Origin of the sequence: Chitinophaga tropicalis (assembly GCF_009758205.1) — a bacterium.
GTDB lineage: Bacteria > Bacteroidota > Bacteroidia > Chitinophagales > Chitinophagaceae > Chitinophaga > Chitinophaga tropicalis.
In genome coordinates this window covers 20,834-39,706 of sequence record NZ_WRXN01000008.1, presented here as the reverse complement: position 1 = coordinate 39,706, position 18,873 = coordinate 20,834, and the positions used below count along the sequence as shown (strand labels likewise).

Below are 18,873 nucleotides of genomic sequence, written 5' to 3'. Positions count from 1 at the left end.
GTTTGCACAATATGAAGTCATTTAACCTCTGTCAATTCTTCTCAACATCGGCTATTCCTATCAAAAAATCATATAACCCTATCTCCCCCGGAATAGACAGCTTCTTCCTTAACCGGTAACGGCTGGTTTCCACACCACGCACAGAAATACCCAGGGATTGCGCTATTTCTTTAGTAGTAAGGTTGATCCTCAGGTAGGCGCACAGCTTCAGATCTGTGGTGCTAAGATCAGGATATTGCTTTTTCAGTGAAGAAAGGAAGTTATTATGCACCTCATCAAAGTGCCGGGAGAATTGCTCCCAGTCCTCTTCATTGTTCTCTGCTTCCTCAAACATGCGTAGGACTTTTTTAAATGCATGCAACGGCGATGGCTCTATCTTTTTGATAGCCATCAGTATCTCCTCCTTGATGGTGAAAAGCAGTTTGCTTCGCTGCAGCAGGTACATAGTGGAAGTGGCCAGCTCCTTATTCTTGAACTGTACTTCTGAAGTAAGTTTTTCATTCTGCAGACTGATCAACTGCTTCTCCCTTTGTTCCTTTTCCAGTTGATGCTGAAGAATAAGCTGCTCCTGCTGCTGCTGATATTTCCGCTGTTGAGTCGTGAATTTTTTCCGTTGAAAGAGATAAGCATACCAGGCAAGTCCTAGTAGTATCAAACCATAAACGATCCGGGCAAAAATGGTCTGGTACCACGCGGGCAGGATACGGAAGGTATAACTGGCCGGGAAGGAGATATTACCCAGGTTATCTTTTGCTTTGACCGAAAAAGTATAATCCCCGTATGGCAGATTGGTGTAGTCTTTCTCTGTACGGGAAGACCAGTCGCTCCAGGTATTGTCAAACCCCATCAGGCGAAAGCTATATTCCAATGTATTTTCCTGTCCTGCTATTGGAGTGGCATATTCAAAGTGAAATCCTGCATAAGCATTGGGCATGGCTTTGAACGCCGCCTCTGAAGAGGCGCGATATCCGCCAAACAACAGGCTGTCTGTATCAGCTTGCGCTATCACCCGGCTGATCAGCACAACGGGCTTTTCCTTTGACTGCAGATAGTTCCGGTAATTAATATGGTACATACCTTTTTCCGCCCCGATAAAGATATGCTCGTCATTATAAGGGTAGATACACTCAAAGCCGTTCACTATTTTTCCCTTCAGCTCCGGGAAAAAAACAATACTGTTTTTCCGGAAGTCAAGAACGCCCGGCATTTTATCAGACACAAACCAGATATTTCCCTTACTGTCTTCCGTCATGTATTGAAGCGGGATGTTCCTGAATACGGGTGTCAGCCAGGGAGAGGGAATGAAGCGCTCATGTAAGGGATCAAATTCGTATGCGCCTGCCTGGGTGGCGACGATCATTTTATCATGGATGCGGAATACAGAGTTATTATATCCTGAAGGCAATCCATGTTGCTGCGTGAAGAGGGTATAATGTAGTATGGTATCACGTTCCAACCTGATCCTGTATACTCCCCTGTAGGGATGGGAGGCCCAGATAACGCTGTCATTTTCCGGTGTCAGGAAACGCAGGGATTCGAACAGTCCCCGGACATTCCTGGCAGATCTGAGCACCGCGCTATCTGACGGGATAAGGCGAAGCCCGTTATAACAGCCAGCCAGTATAAAGCGGGAGAGGGGCCGGAACAGCCAGCAGCCGGTATTTCTCAGGAGAGGGACGGCTGTATTGTCCTTTATTTCGAAGGCGCCTTCATGATGGCCCATGAGAAGATGTCCGCCGGCTGCCGAGAGATGCCATACCTGCCCTTTGGTCTGGTTCACAGGCCGGAAATTATTCATAGCGCCAAGCGGAGCGGCAAACAGCCCGTCAGAAGTTCCGATAAACAGCTGGTTGTTGAATACCCTGGCTGCATAGGTGGTAAGATAATTTTTGTTGTTGGCCAGTAACTGTTTGATAGCCGTATTATAACGGACCATATCAATACCGTTGTCCAGTGTTAGCCAGATGTTCCTGGCCGGGTCTGTGAAGATGCGCAGCACACCATTATGCTGCAGGCCTTCCTCAACGGAAAAACGTTGCAGTATGTGGCCGGTACTGCGTTGCAGGATATAACAACCTCCGTAGGAAGTCCCTATCAGCAGCTGATCATCCTCCCAGGCTTTTATACAGCTCATCTGGATATTGCGGAACAGGCTGTCCGCCGCAATCTTCCAGGGAATGAGCCGCCCGCCGTAAAGTTTATAAAACCCATGTTTCAGTGTCCCTATCAGCAGGGTATCATTTTCATGCTCCAGCACCCCGCATACCTGCATATGTTGTGCTGTTATCTCCTTACATATAGGCTGCCAGCTGCCATTCTTTAACTGCATAAGTCCCTGCCGGGCGTCCTGAGCAAAGAGCCCGCGGCTGGTCTTACTAAGATGCCGCCATTCACCCGGGGCAGGATACACCGTTACCATTGTATCCCGGTAACAGAAGATATTATTACTACTGCGGAAGTATACGCTGCCGTTATAAAGAACTGTATTCCAGACATCTGCAAATTCTTTCCTGCCGGAACGGATCAGCGGTTTAAGGGAGGTATAGCGCAACACGCCGTCAGCGTCCGCCTGGTAATAGCCAAAGTCGTCCTGCGCACCTACGTAGATCCTGCCGTTCTTATCCACACGAACGGAGCGCAGGCGGGTGTGGTTGGGTACGGGCAGTAAGGTCCAGGTATTCCCGTTAAAGGTGAGTAGCCCTTCATTATTGGCAAAGTAAAGAATGCCGCGATGGTCTGTATCAACATCCCATGTCTGCCCACCTCCTGTATGCTGCAGTTTGGTATGGTTGACGATGGGCGGCAGTCCGCTGATCTGCCGGCCCCGGGTAGTAACTGCTATCAGCCAGAGCAGCCCAAACAAAAGGAGCCTTTTCATTCATAACGTTTGATTAAAAATAGTAAATAATCTCCCTGAAGTAGGCGTGACGTAAAATATGTTCATTGATAATCAATAGGGTATCTTTCTGCTGTAGTAGAATTGACGTACCCCCTGAAAAGCGCCTGCAGGTAATTATTGTTGATCTTTGGGCCCGGTCCGGAATCATCAATCCCTCACAATAAACATTAGAGACTATGAAAACCATGATTCATTATTCATTCACCACGTTAATTGAAAAGCTATGAAGAAACAACTATTGATTTTATCTGCGCTGTTAACTACAGCCATTGCCTGTAAGAAGGAAGGAGGGCAGGAAGCTCCCGGTTTAAAGAGAGATGAAGCTATTGCTGCAGCTCCTGCCGCATTGGCCTATGAGCTGGTATGGTCCGATGAGTTTGACGGTACCAGCCTTAATACCTCCAAATGGGGATATGAAAATGGTAACCTGGGCGTCAACAATGAGAAACAGTACTACCAGACAGAGAACGTTGCCGTAAGTAACGGTAACCTGGTCATCACTGCGCGTAAACAGACGGTGGCCGGCCAGCCTTACACTTCCGGCCGCATCAACACCAACGGTAAGTTCTCCAGGAAATATGGCCGTGTAGAGGCGCGTATCAAACTGCCAGGTGTACAGGGACTATGGCCCGCGTTCTGGATGCTGGGCTCCAATATCGCTACTGCCGGCTGGCCCGCCTGCGGTGAGATCGATATCATGGAACACGTGAACACGCGTAACACCGTACTGGGCACCATTCACTGGTTCAATACCGCTTATTCCTACTATGGCGGCAGCACCACCACTACACCGACAGACTACCACATATATGCAATAGAATGGGATGCTTCCTCAATCCGCTGGTATGTTGACGGAGTACAATACCATACGGCCAATATCCTGAACAACATCAACGGAACAGAAGAGTTTCACAACAACTTCTTCATTCTTCTGAATGTGGCCGTAGGCGGTAACCTTCCGGGAAATACTATTAATGACAACGCCCTGCCTGCCAGCATGCTGGTAGACTATGTAAGGGTATATAACATCACCAACACCGGTAGCGGCGCCCCCATCGGCGCCACTATCTCATTAAGAGGTAACAACAATCTCTTTGTAAGCGGAGAGAACGGTACTCAGGCAATGACCTGCAACAGGGCCACTGCACAGGCATGGGAACAGTTCACTGTAGTAGAGGCCGGCGGTGGAAAAGTAGCGCTGCAAAGCCAGGGCAAGTACGTATCATCAGAGAATGGAGCCAACCCTATTACCTGCAGCAGGACAACTATCCAGGATTGGGAGAAATTTGACTGGATAGCGAATAGCGACGGTACATTTTCCCTGAGGGGCAATAATGGCCTGTACGTATCCAGCGAGAACGGTGAACAGGCTATGACCTGCAACCGTGCAGCAATAGGAGGTTGGGAGAAGTTTACATATTAAGGGTTTAGTAAAAGAAGGGCGCATTCATTGCGCCCTTCAAATAAGATTGCTCAGGAAATTTTAATACGCAACGCCTTAAGCCCCGATACTCCCTGCAGGTCTTCCACTTCCAGTTTCTCAATATCGCTGTCCAGCATCCCGCGGGCTTGCAGCTCCTGTATATAGCCTGTATATTCTGCTTCTTCTGCGTCCGAAGAATAAACAATAGTAAGCTTCCCCGATTCCGTGATACGCTCTTCCGTATCCTGTATATGCGCCTTATCTATCCTTTTCTTCACGATCTCAAAACGGGCATTATAACTGCCATCCACATCAAAACGTTTTTCATCCATACGGAAACGGATAGCCAGTTTGGAATTGTAGACCAGTACCAGCGCCGTGATTTCCAGCGGATAGGGGAGTGTTGGCTGCAGCAGCTCCCGGTGAGAACTGCTCATTTCACAAAGCATCTGTAACTGCCAGAGCCGTAATTTGTGCAGATACTCAATTTTAAAAGTATGATTAGGTGCTATAGAAGCGCCAATATAAAGATTGTGCTCAACCCCATCTGTTTTAAACCTTTCATAATAATGAGGATATACGGCTTGCATGGCAATCTGCCCGTTGTCAATAATACTGGCCATATGGTCATTGATAAGCGATACGGTGGTTTCATGCATACGCCTGTAAGTATGGAATGCCCCCGTTAGCTTATCAGTCTCTGCAAAATAACTGTTGATGAGCGGATGCTGCTCCGCATCAGGCACTGCCCGGATACGGCGATGGATAGAGTGAAGATAACTGCTGATATACTGTTCTGTACTGGCCCTCAGCGGGAAGGTCAGCTCTACCAGGTAATCTTTCAGTTGTTGTCTTTCCCCGGCATAAGAGCTATTATCTGCAGGTAGCTTTTCCAGCAAGGCAAGCATCGTTTTTACCTGGTAACGCAGGTCTTTCTGCACACTTTCATTACGCGCCTGCGTGGAACCTTTAATATCTATCTGTCCATATAACGGGTATACATCCTGGAAGATGATCTCTTTCAGTTTATACTCCCTGCCCAGCTGCCGGCGCAGTATCAGCTTCTGCGCCTCATCCCTGAACTTCCAGTATACACTGTTATGAATAGCAGTATACTCTGTCTGTATCACCGCCTGTACTTCATTTTCCAACTCTGCTATCAGCCGCTCAATAGTATCTGTCAGGAAAGGCATGACCACATCCAGCTTGTTGGCGTTGACGCTGTTTAGCTCTCCGGGTTTACTGGCCAGTACTTCCAGTACGCCCAGCAGCTGACCGTTCTTTACAATCGGGGCCAGTATGAAACTGCGTGCGCCAATAGCAGCAAGATTGCGCACCAGCAGGCTGTCTGTATCTGCATTGCCCTGCGCTGAAGTATCCGAAACAGCATAGTACACCTTCTTCTGTATCAGGTTATAGTAAGAATGCAGGCATAACATCTCGTCAGGCTCACTGTTCCGCTGTGCCTGAAGAAGGTAGCTGTGTATCTGTTGACCAAAAACATCATGACTGAATCTACCCTCTTCCTGGTTGTAGAGCGTAAAACCTATTTTGATATCCGGGATACGGTATATGGAACGGAAAATGGCTTCAACACTCTCCTGGAAATCCGCTGCGTTTAACCCCAGTAGTTTTTCCTTCAGTATGGAAACAGCATTCTCGATAGTGGCATCATACAGGTTCATAATGCCAAAGCCTTTCAGCAGCCAGCTGCCAACAGGGAACTTCTGTTTCCAGAGGTCCAGGTCGTCATAGTTGTTAAGCAGCAGATCAATATCTTCCTTTGTAAGAGGCACGGACTTTTCCGTTGGCAGCACATCCAGAAAATCAGCATTGTATAAGATACGGTAATGCCTGATGGTGCCATTGGCTGCCGGTATATCATAGAACAGCGGCGTACTGAAATCCACGTTGGTGCCGTAGTATTCATTCAGTATAATACAGCAGCTCAGCACATACAGCTGGTGCGGATCAAGGTCCCTGATGTTGATCTGGAAATCCGGTCCCGCCGCTTTCAGGATATTCTTAAACCTTTCTGTATGATTAAAGGTGATGTTGAAGTATGGAAAGGTGACAGCCTTGATCTCATTCAGGGTAAGTGCCGGCGGAAAATAATCTTTCAGCAGACGGCGTAACAGGTCTTCATGACCTTCTACCTGCGCATACTCTGTAATGCCTTCCCTGAACTGGGGATAAGGACCCAGGTCCTGCAGCAGTTGCCTTGCCTGCTCAGCATATTCACCTGCCGGCTCTGCCGCCTGTTTTTCCAGCTCTTCTATGATCTGGTGAAAACTGAACTGGATAAGAAAAGGACTATCTGAAAAAGCATGCAGGTTCATAGCATAAAAGTAATCAATTAATCCCTTTTTAACATAAGGGTACCGTCTCCGTCTGGTCCGCAGAGCTAACCCCCTTTATTCAAATCCAGCCGCGCAGCGCAAAAAAAATTCCTATCAGAAAGAAATTCAAACAGCGCCACTATCAATACATTCCTCGCTCAAAATGTATTATATAAAACCATATATTTGTACTACTCCTATGAAACTATAAAAACTACCTATGGGACTATTCGATCTGTTCAAAAAGCAGGCGCCAGAAACTTCTCCTGCACACGAAAGATACCTGAAAGCCAAAGCTGCCTTTGAAAAGAAGGAATACCAGGAAGCACTCGGCCTGTTAATAGAAGCATTCAACCAGGACGTAGACTACATGCCGTTATATCGTCTGTCGGCAGACTGCCTCGGTACTTTAGGCGGACAGGATGAACAGCAGTTCTTTGAACAGGCGTTAGCTACACCAGGGCAGTTTGAAGCCTATCAGCAATTAGGAGAACACTTCTTCCAGGTAGAACACTTCAGAATGGCCATGCCCTTCCTGAAAAAGGCATTATCCCTGAATAGCACACACGTAAACACAGCTCACCTGCTGGCCGTTTGTTACGCAAAAGAATTCCAGGTAGATGAAGCGCTCCGCATACTGGAAAGTATAGATCTGCAGAAAGATTTCTGGGCCGTACATTTCCTGAATAAATGCAGGATCCTCAATAATAAACTGGAAGGAGTAAAGGAAGAGATATATGGAATCAGATCTTTCCTCGAAAAATATAAAGACGATCCCGGCATGGAAGTACCTATCCGGCATATAGACGAGCTGACAGATATGCTCTACCGCTGCCGGTTAATAGCTGCACCGGAAAAGCATATACGCGACTGGCATTTCATCCAGTACGGCGGAGTAGTGCTGGATTACTTCGATTCGGCAGACCAGTACGTAGCTGGCGGCCGTTACGTAGCATTATGGGGGAATCATGTTTCCATAAAAACCGTGATCCATAAACTCAGGATCTTCCTGGATACTGTTGATAGAAACATCCGCGTAGTGGCGGGATTACCCGACAGAGACTCCGAAATAACAGGCCGGGCCGTTGCCGCAGAACTGGGATGCTCTTATATAACGTATAACCAGAACAGTGATCTGTCAGACGCCCTGATCGTAAGTGCAGATACATCATTACTGAATGGTTACGGAGAGCTGGAAGAAGTAAAGAACGGGCAATTGATATTTACCCTCAACCATTCCTGGCTGGGCTCTGCCCTGATAACACCGGATATCATCGGTTTTATGTCTCAGAGCTACTGGTATCCGTGGGGTGAAGGTCAGATGCGGATAAATGAAACAACACAGGAAGTTGAGCACACTCCGGCAGATAACAGAACGCCTGCAGAAATTGCTAATGATATTCACCATGCCCCGGCAGAAGAAAAAGACCTGGCGACACAGATGGATTTTTACAGGAAACATGCCCATGCGTTAAAGGGAATAGGGGAGCACGCTACTTTACGCCGGTATAATTTCCTCACAGAAAGCCCTGTACCAGGAAGTTATTTCCGTCATTAATACTTTTAACCAGCCTGCGGCTGGTTAAATCTCTCCCTCAAAAAAACGCGTTTGCCGAAGGTAAACGCGTTTTTTTGAGCAATTTCCCCCATTTAATCACCCCCACTACATTCTTTATCTTATTTTGCACCTACTCTTTTAAACGGACATAACCATGAAAAAGATACTCATACTCTTCTTCACTACAATCGGCCGGATTTTTACCAAAACCGCCGCCCGCGTTTTCATTAACCTCTTCACCCAACCTCCCGGAAGAGCCTTCCGCGAACCTCACCTGGCGCTGAAAGCGGCAGCTGCAGAAACAACAATTATGGTCAGCTCCTACGCATTTGACGAATCAAAGACCGGCGTCAGAACGTACATCTGGGGCACAGGTAATAAAACGGTCCTGTTACTGCACGGCTGGGCCGGAAGTGCTGTAGATTTCGGAGCTATGGTCAATATGCTGACAGAAGAAGGATATCGTGTAATTTCGTTTGATCAGCCTGCACATGGCTTCTCCGAAGGAAAGAATACCAACCTGATCCAATGGATATATATTATCAGGCAATTCCTCCGGCTTTATGATATCAGTATAGTGATAGCCCATTCCCTCGGCGGACTGGCAGCCACCATAGCGCTGGCAAGAGAACAAAAGAAAGTATCCCATCATATTCTGATTGCGCCGTTAATATCATCCATATGGGCTTTTGAAGACGCTTTCCGGCAACTGCGGATAGGGGAGCCCGTAAGTACACTGGTGCCTCAGATGGTACTCAATAATTATAAAGAAGATGTAAGAACGCTGGATCTGCCAACACATATCAGCAACGTACAGGCAGAACAGGTGTTGCTGATATATGACACTACAGATGTCGTGATCTCAGTGCCTCAGACTGAACGTTTTCTGCATGAACATCCCGAAGTACAGGTTTGTAAAATTACTGCCGAAGGGCATTATCGTATTATCCGGGATGAAGAGGTATTGTTGAGAATTAAAAATTCCCTTTCCTCCTGACCCGGCCGCAGGCAGAAGCACTCATCAAAAAAACGATCTGTACCTGTTCCCCGCTCTCTATTTTCAAGCCTTTCCACCGCCGGTTAAACGTCTTTATTCAAAAACATCTTTACCCACCCTTTAAAAGCCCGCCGCCCGCTAAACCGCCTTTATCAAAAAAACATCTTTTACCCACTCTTTAAAAAGCGCCGCAGCCCTTTTCAAAAAATGGGATTTTGCCGAAGGCGAAATCCCATTTTTTACTCCTTCCCCACATATTATAGAAAATATTTATCCAGATACTCCAAATGTGGATAACTTTTACTTATTTTCTTCTTCCCTTTAATCACCTGACTATCAAATTCCATTCCCCCCAACCCTCTCATTTCCTGACTAGCCAGCCATATTATAATATTTACACATTTTTGAATATTTCATATTAATTCTAATTTTAATCCCAGTTTAATATCATACCTATGGATTTATTTTACACTCAGGTTGTAACCCCGGGGAGGAAGCTTTATGCTTTTTCAATTGGTAAGTCATTGTGAATCACTGTAAGACGAAATCTGTCGTTCAAGCATGTGAGTTATTTTACACAAACCCTATACCGATGAAGAAACTCCTTTCAATCCTATACCTTTTCCTGTTCTGCTCTATAGGAGCATTACAGGCACAAACCGTATATGTTAATATACCGGATACGGTTTGTATGTCAACGAACAATGCAACAGCAGATCAGCTGAAATTTACCAGTATGAATGCAATGGTAGAGGGAAGTGGTGTGACTGTTACACAGAAAGCCACCTGGTCTATCGCTTCTCCGGGAGGAACGGAAGCCGACTATGAAATATTGTATTCTGACAATACTTCTACAGTAAAAGCTACCAAGCTGACTAACACCAAGTCACTCACCCTTCAGCTCCTGCAACCCGGTGATTATACATTTACCATCACCCTGCCATATACAAAAGGTGGTGTAAACTATGTTGAAACCAGGACAGTAAAAATGGTGGCGATGGACTGTACCATTCGTACCTGTAACGGCGGTAATGCCGTTATGCCCGGTTTCTCAGAGAACTTCGGTGCCATGGCTGACGGCGTAAGCCGCCGGCCTTACCCGGTTAACGGTGTCGTTACCTATACCTACCAGGGCAGTGGTGACCTGACAGATAATAATTATACTATCTCCAATACCACCCAGGGAAAAAGCAACTGGGCCAACGTAGGAGACCATACAGGCGATTACCGCGGCGCCATGCTCGTAGCTAACTCCGCTTATCAGCCAAGCATATTTTACCAGAAAACAGTTACCGGACTCTGTAAAGGATCTGTATATAACTTCAGCGCCTGGCTGATGAACGTGAACCTGGAGAACTCCATCGGTAGCGTATGTAAAGCCGGTTATCAGTATGCCGGGGTGACCTTCAGGATAGTGAACGCAGCTAACCAGAGCCAGATATTGGGAGAATACAGAACATACTCGGTTTCTATGCGACTGGACCAGGCTAGCCTGAACAGCTGGCAGAAATACGGGGGTTCCTTTACCGTACCCGCCAATATAGATTCGGTTAAAGTATATATAGTAAATAACAAACCGGGTGGTTGTGGTAACGATATCGCGGTAGACGATATCGAATTTTCTTATTGTAGCCCTATCATCACCGCTGGTATTGATGGTAATAGCACCAGTCTGAAAGAGGTATTGTGCGAAGGCGCTCCCGTAAAACTAACCTCCTCGTATCAGCCTACATCTTATTTTGTGGCGCCTACTTACCAGTGGGAGATGAGTGATGATAATGGTATTACCTGGATGAACGTACCTTATGGCACTGCTACCAGCCAGGACCTGGTGATTGCACCGGGAGAACTGAGAGGTACCCGTACAGTAGCTGCTGACTACCTGTTCCGCATACGTATATACGAAGCAGGCAGTGACGTATCTACCTGCGCCGCCCCCTCCAGCCCCGTCAAACTCACCATCCTGCCAATGCCAACACTCTACCTGACCAAGAGCCAGGTATGTGCGGGCACCACCGTACAGCTGCAGGCCTCCGGTGGCTTTGACAGGTATGCCTGGAAAGACCTGCCGGGATATACAGGAACTACACGCGATATCCTTGTAACAGAAGATACCTCCATTACCGTATACGGATTTATGGACTACGGCGACGGACATACCTGTATGGACGAAAACACCAAGAAGATCCTGAAAGTAGATGCGCCTGCTGTAGAACTGTCCTCTTCTTCTGTATCCGTTTGTCGCACAGAACAGGTAGAGCTCAGGATCAACGCCCAGCTGGCCGGCAATACCATCCGCTGGTTTACCGGACCAGACCCTGTTACCGGCGTACGCACACCAATAGCAGGTACAGACGACCAGACTACTATCAGCGTACAGCCGATGAGTATAGCGGATAGTCTCTATACCGTAGAAGTAACTGATCCTACAGGTTCCTGCGTGGTAACATCCGCTCCTTATAAAGTAAAAGTAACAGAGATACCAACCGCCCAGGTGGGCGCAAACCAGGTAATGTGCGCCAGCTTCAACGAAAGCGGCAGCTTTACGATGGATGCTACCCTGCAACCTGCAACAACCGGCAGATGGACCATCCAGAATGTATACGGCCCGGGCGTAAGCACCACCGGCACTGTAAACTTCGACGATTATGTAATGATCGCGAATGCCGCCAACCCAAGATCAAGAGTGATCTTATCACCTGGTGTTACCGCTGTATTATTATGGACAGTAAAAAGCACGGAGAATACAAACTGTACTTCTTCAGCTGTAGATACACTGAGCCTCCTCTTCGATCCTACACACAGTGACGCTGGTCCGGACACTACACAATGTGGCACAAACAACATCTTCACGATGATCGCCAGCCAGCCGAACGATACGCTGACAGGCCCCGCGGCAGAAACAGGTACATGGACGCTGGTATCAGGCAACGCTACAGTTGCAGATATCCACGCCTATAATACAACTGTAACTGTAAACAGCCAGGTAGACGACATCGTACTGGTTTGGTCTATCACCAACGCTCAGGGTTGTACACCAACAACAGATACCGTGGTGATACATAAACTGGCAAAACCGACCATTACACTGAAAACACCTGTCCTCAGCTGTAGCCAGACAGGAACATTCCTCCTGGATACCCTGGCCACAACCGGAAATCCTGATACCTACAGCCTCGCCGTAGGTACCGGCAACCCAATGCCTGGCTTCGTAACTGTTACAGACCAGCCATTAACATGGCCGCTCACCATCAGTTACCCGGCAGGTACAGCTGCAGGTACTTATAACTTCCTGCTCTCTTATAAAAATGCAAACGCAGGTTGCGATTCTATCTTAAACTTTACGGTTGATATAGAAACACCACCTACCGCTGCTACAGATATTATTGTAAGCTCTCCGAACATCTGCGAATCCGGTACTACTACGCTGACCGTCAACGGCGGTAACCTCGGACAGAAAGCAAATGGCACACCTAACGCCCAATGGGTATGGTATGCAGGAGGCTGCGGAACCGGCGCCAGCATCGGTACAGGTACCACTATTACAGTCAGCCTCAACACCACTACCACCTATTATGTAAGAGCAGAAGGTACAAGCCCTTGCGATACCACTGCCTGTGTAAGCACTACCGTTACAGTATTTGAAGAACCTGACCCGTCAGAGGCAGGCGCTAACGTAGAGCATTGCATGGACCCTGCATTTACAGTAACCGGCAGCACACCTTCTGTTGGTACCGGCGCCTGGACAATGGCGTCAGGCTTCGGCTCAGGTACTGCTACTATCGCAGACCCGGCCAGCCAGACCACAACAGTGACCATACCTAACGGAGACTCAGCCAAATTATACTGGACCATTACTAATGGTGTATGTATTGTAAGAGATTCCGTGGTCCTCACCAATCACCAGATGCCTGCCGATGCCAACGCGGGTCCCGACCAGGCCCAGTGTATGACGCCTCTGTTCACACTGGCAGGTAGCGTACCTTCCATAGGTACCGGTACCTGGACACTGCTCACCGGTGCAGGTTACGGCTCCGGCACAGCCACCATCACCACCCCTAACAGCAATACTTCTACTGTTAATGTACCAAATGGTGACTCTGCCTTCCTGGTATGGACCATTACCAACGGTACCTGCATAGCGAAAGCAGATACAGTGAAACTGGTGAACAGCCAGGCGCCTACCACAGCCGCCGCTGGCCCCGATCAGGCAAACTGTAATACGGCCGATTTCACCATGGCAGCTAATACACCTGCTGTAGGTACAGGACGCTGGTCGCTTAGTTCCGGTAATGCTACCATTGCCGATCCAACCAACCCGTCTACAACAGTGACCGTAGCGGCAGGCGATTTCGCAGACCTGGTATGGACCATCACCAACGGTTCCTGCACTTCTACAGATAATGTATTGCTGAACAACTTCCAGCCGCCAACATCCGCGGCCGGCGCTGACCAGGCAAACTGTATGAACGCGACCTTTACCATGAACGCAACTGTACCAACAATAGGTACAGGCGTATGGAGCCTTAGTACTGCACCAGGATCAGGAAACGCCATTATCACTAATCCTAATCTGGCCACAACAACAGTAACTGTTGCCGCCGGCGATTCTGCTTACCTGGTATGGACTATCACCAATGGTACCTGCGTGGCTACAGACATAGTAATATTACATAACTACCTGATGCCGGCTGCCGCTGTTGCAGGGGCCGACCAGGCACAATGTCTCAATACCGCCGGTTTTACCATGACCGCCACTGCTCCAACAGAAGCAGGTGCTGTAGGTACATGGACCATCGTATCAGGAACAGCTACCATCACCCCGGGTGACGAACATAAGAATAATGCCGTGATACAGGTACCAAACGGTGGTACAGCCACATTAAGGTGGACCATTACCAACGGTACATGTACCGCTCCGACTGACGATGTGCAATTAACCAACTACCTGACCCCGGCCGATGCCAATGCAGGCCCTGACCAGGACCAGTGTAACAATACCAGCTTTACCTTAAACGGCAGCACACCGGATATAGCCGGCGCCGTTGGTACCTGGACTGTAATAGCCGGTACAGCCGTACTCAACCCTGCCGATGCTAATACACCTAATGCTCCGGTAACAGTAGCCATCGGAAATACCGCTACCCTGGAATGGAGGATCAGCAACGCAACCTGTACCTCTAAACCGGACACCGTTGTGCTGCGTAGCTTTGCCGCTCCGTCAGCAGCCAATGCAGGCGCCGACCAGGACCAGTGTAATAATGCCAGCTTCACCCTGGCAGGTAATACTCCTGCAATAGGCGTGGGCAGATGGAAACTGGTACTCGGTAACGGTGTACTGCTGGATACAGATACCTTATTGACAAATGCTCCGGTAACCGTTGCCGCAGGCGATACCGCCGTTCTGGAATGGACCATCATAAATGGTACATGTACCAGCTCCGACAGGGTTGTGCTGCGCAACTTCACACAGCCAGCACAGGCCAGCGCCGGTCCCGATATAGCACAATGTAACAACGCCAACTTCACCATGGCAGGTAGCACGCCATCTGCAGGTAAAGGCCTGTGGACAGTTTACTCAGGTACAGCAACGATTGCTCCGTCAACTGCTGCTCAGCCTAATGCTACCGTAACAGTAGCTCCCGGTGATACCGCCGTACTGTACTGGACCATCACAAACGGCCCTTGTACAACGGTAGACAGTGTGATCCTGCGCAACTATATGTTGCCTTCAGCCGCAGCAGCAGGTCCTGACCAGAACCAGTGTATGACCACTTCCTTCACCCTGGCAGCCAACACGCCGGCTGTGGGCACAGGTGTATGGTCAGTAGTACAGGGCGCAGCTGTAGTGACTACCCTGGCAAGCCCAACTTCAACAGTAACCGTACCTAACGGCGATTCTGCTACCCTGGTATGGACCATTTCAAATGGCTCCTGTACCGTCACTACAGATACCGTGAAACTGCGCAACTACCTGATGCCGGCTAACGCCAACGCAGGTGCTGACCAGACCAACTGTGACGATGTGAACTTTACCATGAACGCTACTCCGGTTAGCCCGGCATACGCGATCGGTACCTGGACCATCATCAGCGGTTCACCAACCATCACCGATATCCATAACCCGTCAACAACCGTACAGGTGCCTGCCGGGACCAGCGCAACATTGCAATGGACCGTCACCAACGGTACATGTACCTCTGTTCCAGACCAGGTAACGCTGACCAACCAGCCGGCTATCCTGGGTAATACCATCACTGCCGATCAGGTCCTCTGTGCTAACCAGACTCCTGCCATGCTGCAGGGCGGCACAGTAAGCGGTGGTAACGGTACCTTCACCTACCAGTGGCAGATAAGCACCACCAGCGCAACCCTCGGCTTCGTGAATGTTGCTACAGGCGGCACCAACGCTACCTATAGCCCCGCTAACATTGCTCAGAACACCTGGTACAGAAGAGTGGTAATGTCAGGCGGTTGTACCGGCAACATCAGCAACGCAGTAATGCTGACCCTGATGAACACACCTCCGGTTGTAATCTCCGTACCGCCAGCTGTAACAACAGATTGCGTACAGGGTAAAGATTACACCACACTGTTCGGCACACCGGTATTCAGCCACGCGCCTTATACCAACGAAGCACTGACAGTAACATATAATGATGTAACAACTGTAGTAAATACTTGTACAACCACGATCATGCGTACCTGGACTGCGACAGACCGTTGCGGACTGACCACCCAGGCACAGCAGACCATCACAGTGGTTGACAGAACAGCTCCTGTATTCAGCAGCGCAGCTCCTGCCAGCGTAACTGTAGAATGTAACAACGTACCAGCCGCTGTAAACCTCACCGCTATCGACGCATGTAACGGCACCATGACCATTACTCCGATCGAAGTACGTGTAGACCAGCCAGGTGCATGTGCAAGCAACTACCAGCTGATCCGCAAATGGGTGGCAGTAGACGCCTGTGGCAACGCCAGCGATACCCTCAGACAGGTAGTGAACGTTAGAGATCAGACCGCCCCTGTATTCGGTGCTACGGCTCCGGCCAACATCACAGTAGATTGTGATAAGGTGCCTGCAGGTGCTCCGCTTACAGCGACAGACAACTGTACTCCTGGCGTGATCACAGTAAATCCTGTAGATACACGTAAGAATATCTCTAACAGCGCGTGTGCGGATAACTACCAGATCATCCGTACCTGGACTGCTACAGACCTTTGCGGTAACAAAACCGTACTGACCCAGACCATCACAGTACAGGATACCATCCGCCCTGTGTTCTCTATGACAGTACCGGCAAATGTGACCGTAGATTGTGATAAAGTACCGACAGTACCGGCTATCACAGCAACAGACAACTGTACTGCTACAATAGCAGTAAAAGTATCTGAGAAGAAAGAGTTCCTGTCCACCACCTGCCTGAGCAGCTACCGCCTGACACGTACCTGGACAGCAACCGATAACTGTGGTAATAAGAACACCATGCAACAGGTGATCCTCGTCCAGGATACTACCCGTCCAACCTTCACAGTAGTTCCGCCAGCGGATACCACTGTAAGCTGTGACGCAATACCTGATGCACCGGTTAATATCAGCGCAACAGACAACTGTGGCAGCGTGAAGATCTCTTACACCCAGAACCGTGAAACAGTTTCAGGAGCTTGTGCGGGCAACTACCGCCTGGTACGTACCTGGACAGCGAAAGACAATTGTAACAATACTATAACAGCCCGCCAGGTGATCACCGTGGTAGATACCACCCGCCCGGTAATAGATCCGGCTCCTGCTGATGTAACACTGACCTGCGGTCAATCTATCCCTGTGGCAGCTACCCTGTATGCAAAAGATAATTGTGACGGTACCTTCCCTAAAAAGGTAACGATGACAACAGATCCTTATACAGTGGATGCATGTGCAGGTTACACCATCATCAGAAGATGGAATATCACGGATGCCTGTGGCAATGCCGCCATAGAACGTGTGCAGACCATCACGGTAAGCCCATGTCCGAAACCACAGCTGGACCCGAACATGGCAGCTAACTGCTCAAACTATACGAAAGTAGCTGTACTGCTGCTGAATAAAGTAAGCAAACCTAAATTCACCCTGGTAAGCGTTGTACCTGCAGGTATTGTAAGTGCTCCGTTCACTCAGAGCAGCAATGTGTTTGACCTGAAAGGCGCCACACAGGCCTCCTTCGTTGTAACAGACGGGGTAACAGGCTGTATGTCCGATACCGTGACATATAACCTGCAATACATTGCCAAACCGGTAGTGAACCTGGGTAATGACACTGCTATCTGTAGCGTGAACAGCATCACCCTGGATGCAGGTGCAGCCAATGCTGGATACACCATCCGCTGGTCTACCGGTGAAACCTCCCAGACCATCACCGTATCTGCTGCCGGTACCTATAAAGTAACTGTCAGCAACGGTATCTGCTCTACTTCAGATTCTATCAAAGTGAGCGTGAATAATCCACCGGTAGTGAATATCCCGGATGCTATACTTTGCGACGGACAAACAGTAAAACTGAATGCCTACGTGCAGGGTGGTACATATTCCTGGAGCACTGGCGAAACAACAGCCGCTATAGAGGTGAACATGCCGGGTACCTACAGTGTGGACGTATCGCTGAAAGGCTGTACCACACATGATGATATCGATGTGACAGTAGTACCTGCTCCGCAGATCACACTGACAGACGATGTGGCTATCTGTCCTGGCGCTACCACCATGCTGACAGTAGATCCTGACGGTGGTACAGTACGCTGGAGCACCAACGAAGCAACCTATTCTATCGTAGTATCCAAAGAAGGTACTTACGGAGTAACAGTTACCCGCGGCAGCTGCGTCATCAAAGATTCTGTGGTAGTAAGCCTGGTGCCTGCGCCCGAAGTAGATCTTGGTCCTGACAGGGAATTCTGTATCGGTGGCCGCGTAACAGTAGACGCAACCACAGCCAATGCTGCATCCTATATGTGGAATGATGGTACCACCAATCCTGTGAAAGAGATCACAGCCGCCGGAACATACATCGTTTCTGTAATGGATGCCAATTGTTCCCGTGTTGTTATGGATAGCATGAAAGTAACAGTAGGAGGTATTCCTTCCACATTACTGCCTGAAGACACTACCCTGTGTATTGGCCGCACATTGACCCTGAAACCGCCGGTAGGCGATAACAGCGTACGCTGGCAGGATGGTTCAAATGACGATACATATGTTGTAACTACAAGCGGTATTTATACCGTAACTGTATACAATGAATGTGGATCTGTGTCAGACGATATCACGGTAATGTTTAAGGAATGTGAAGCCAAACCGATCTTCCCGAATGCCTTCACGCCAAACGGGGATGGTAAGAACGATACGTTCAAACCTCACGTACAGGGTGTAATGTATGATTATGACTTACGTATCTACAACCGCTGGGGGGAGCTGATCTACCTTGGTAAAGATGCTCAGACCGGCTGGGATGGTAAGTTCAACGGCAAACTGGTGGAGAATGGTACTTATGTATGGTTGCTGTACTATAAGAAGAAAACAGGTGGTGAAACCATCATAGCAAAAGGAGAAGTAAGCGTCTTGAAATAGAAGAAATCACTTTAACCGGCCGTAGGCCGGTTAAAGCCCTCTCTCAAAAGAAA

At 48.7% G+C, this 18,873-nt stretch carries 6 protein-coding genes; 4 read left to right on the top strand and 2 right to left on the bottom strand.

Annotated features, from left to right (window positions below; translation table 11 throughout):
* Nucleotides 1-31: 31 nt before the first annotated feature.
* A complete protein-coding gene (locus GO493_RS18300) occupies nt 32-2,878 on the bottom strand; it encodes a triple tyrosine motif-containing protein (RefSeq protein WP_157307674.1) in 2,847 nt (948 codons plus the stop codon).
* 244 nt (nt 2,879-3,122) lie between these two features.
* Between GO493_RS18300 and GO493_RS18295 the strand changes: the two genes are divergently transcribed.
* Nucleotides 3,123-4,322 carry a family 16 glycosylhydrolase gene (locus tag GO493_RS18295; RefSeq protein ID WP_157307673.1) on the top strand — a complete coding sequence of 400 codons (1,200 nt, stop codon included), beginning with the start codon at nt 3,123-3,125 and terminating at the stop codon, nt 4,320-4,322.
* Nucleotides 4,323-4,372: 50 nt separating this feature from the next.
* Here the strand turns inward: GO493_RS18295 and GO493_RS18290 are convergent, their stop codons facing one another.
* The gene (locus GO493_RS18290; RefSeq protein ID WP_157307672.1) at nt 4,373-6,661 is read right to left on the bottom strand and encodes a GAF domain-containing protein; all 2,289 of its coding nucleotides are present in this window, start codon (nt 6,659-6,661) and stop codon (nt 4,373-4,375) included.
* Nucleotides 6,662-6,881: 220 nt separating this feature from the next.
* Here GO493_RS18290 and GO493_RS18285 point away from each other — a divergent pair, with 220 nt between their 5' ends.
* The 3 genes from GO493_RS18285 to GO493_RS18275 all read left to right on the top strand — a co-directional run bounded on the left by GO493_RS18285 (nt 6,882) and on the right by GO493_RS18275 (nt 18,820).
* Nucleotides 6,882-8,219, top strand: a complete 1,338-nt coding sequence (locus GO493_RS18285) for a tetratricopeptide repeat protein (RefSeq protein ID WP_157307671.1) — start codon at nt 6,882-6,884, stop codon at nt 8,217-8,219.
* 154 nt (nt 8,220-8,373) lie between these two features.
* A complete protein-coding gene (locus GO493_RS18280; RefSeq protein ID WP_157307670.1) occupies nt 8,374-9,216 on the top strand; it encodes an alpha/beta fold hydrolase in 843 nt (280 codons plus the stop codon).
* A 592-nt stretch (nt 9,217-9,808) separates the two neighbouring features.
* Entirely contained in the window at nt 9,809-18,820 is a 9,012-nt protein-coding gene (locus tag GO493_RS18275; RefSeq protein WP_157307669.1) for a gliding motility-associated C-terminal domain-containing protein, read from the top strand.
* Nucleotides 18,821-18,873: the final 53 nt, after the last annotated feature.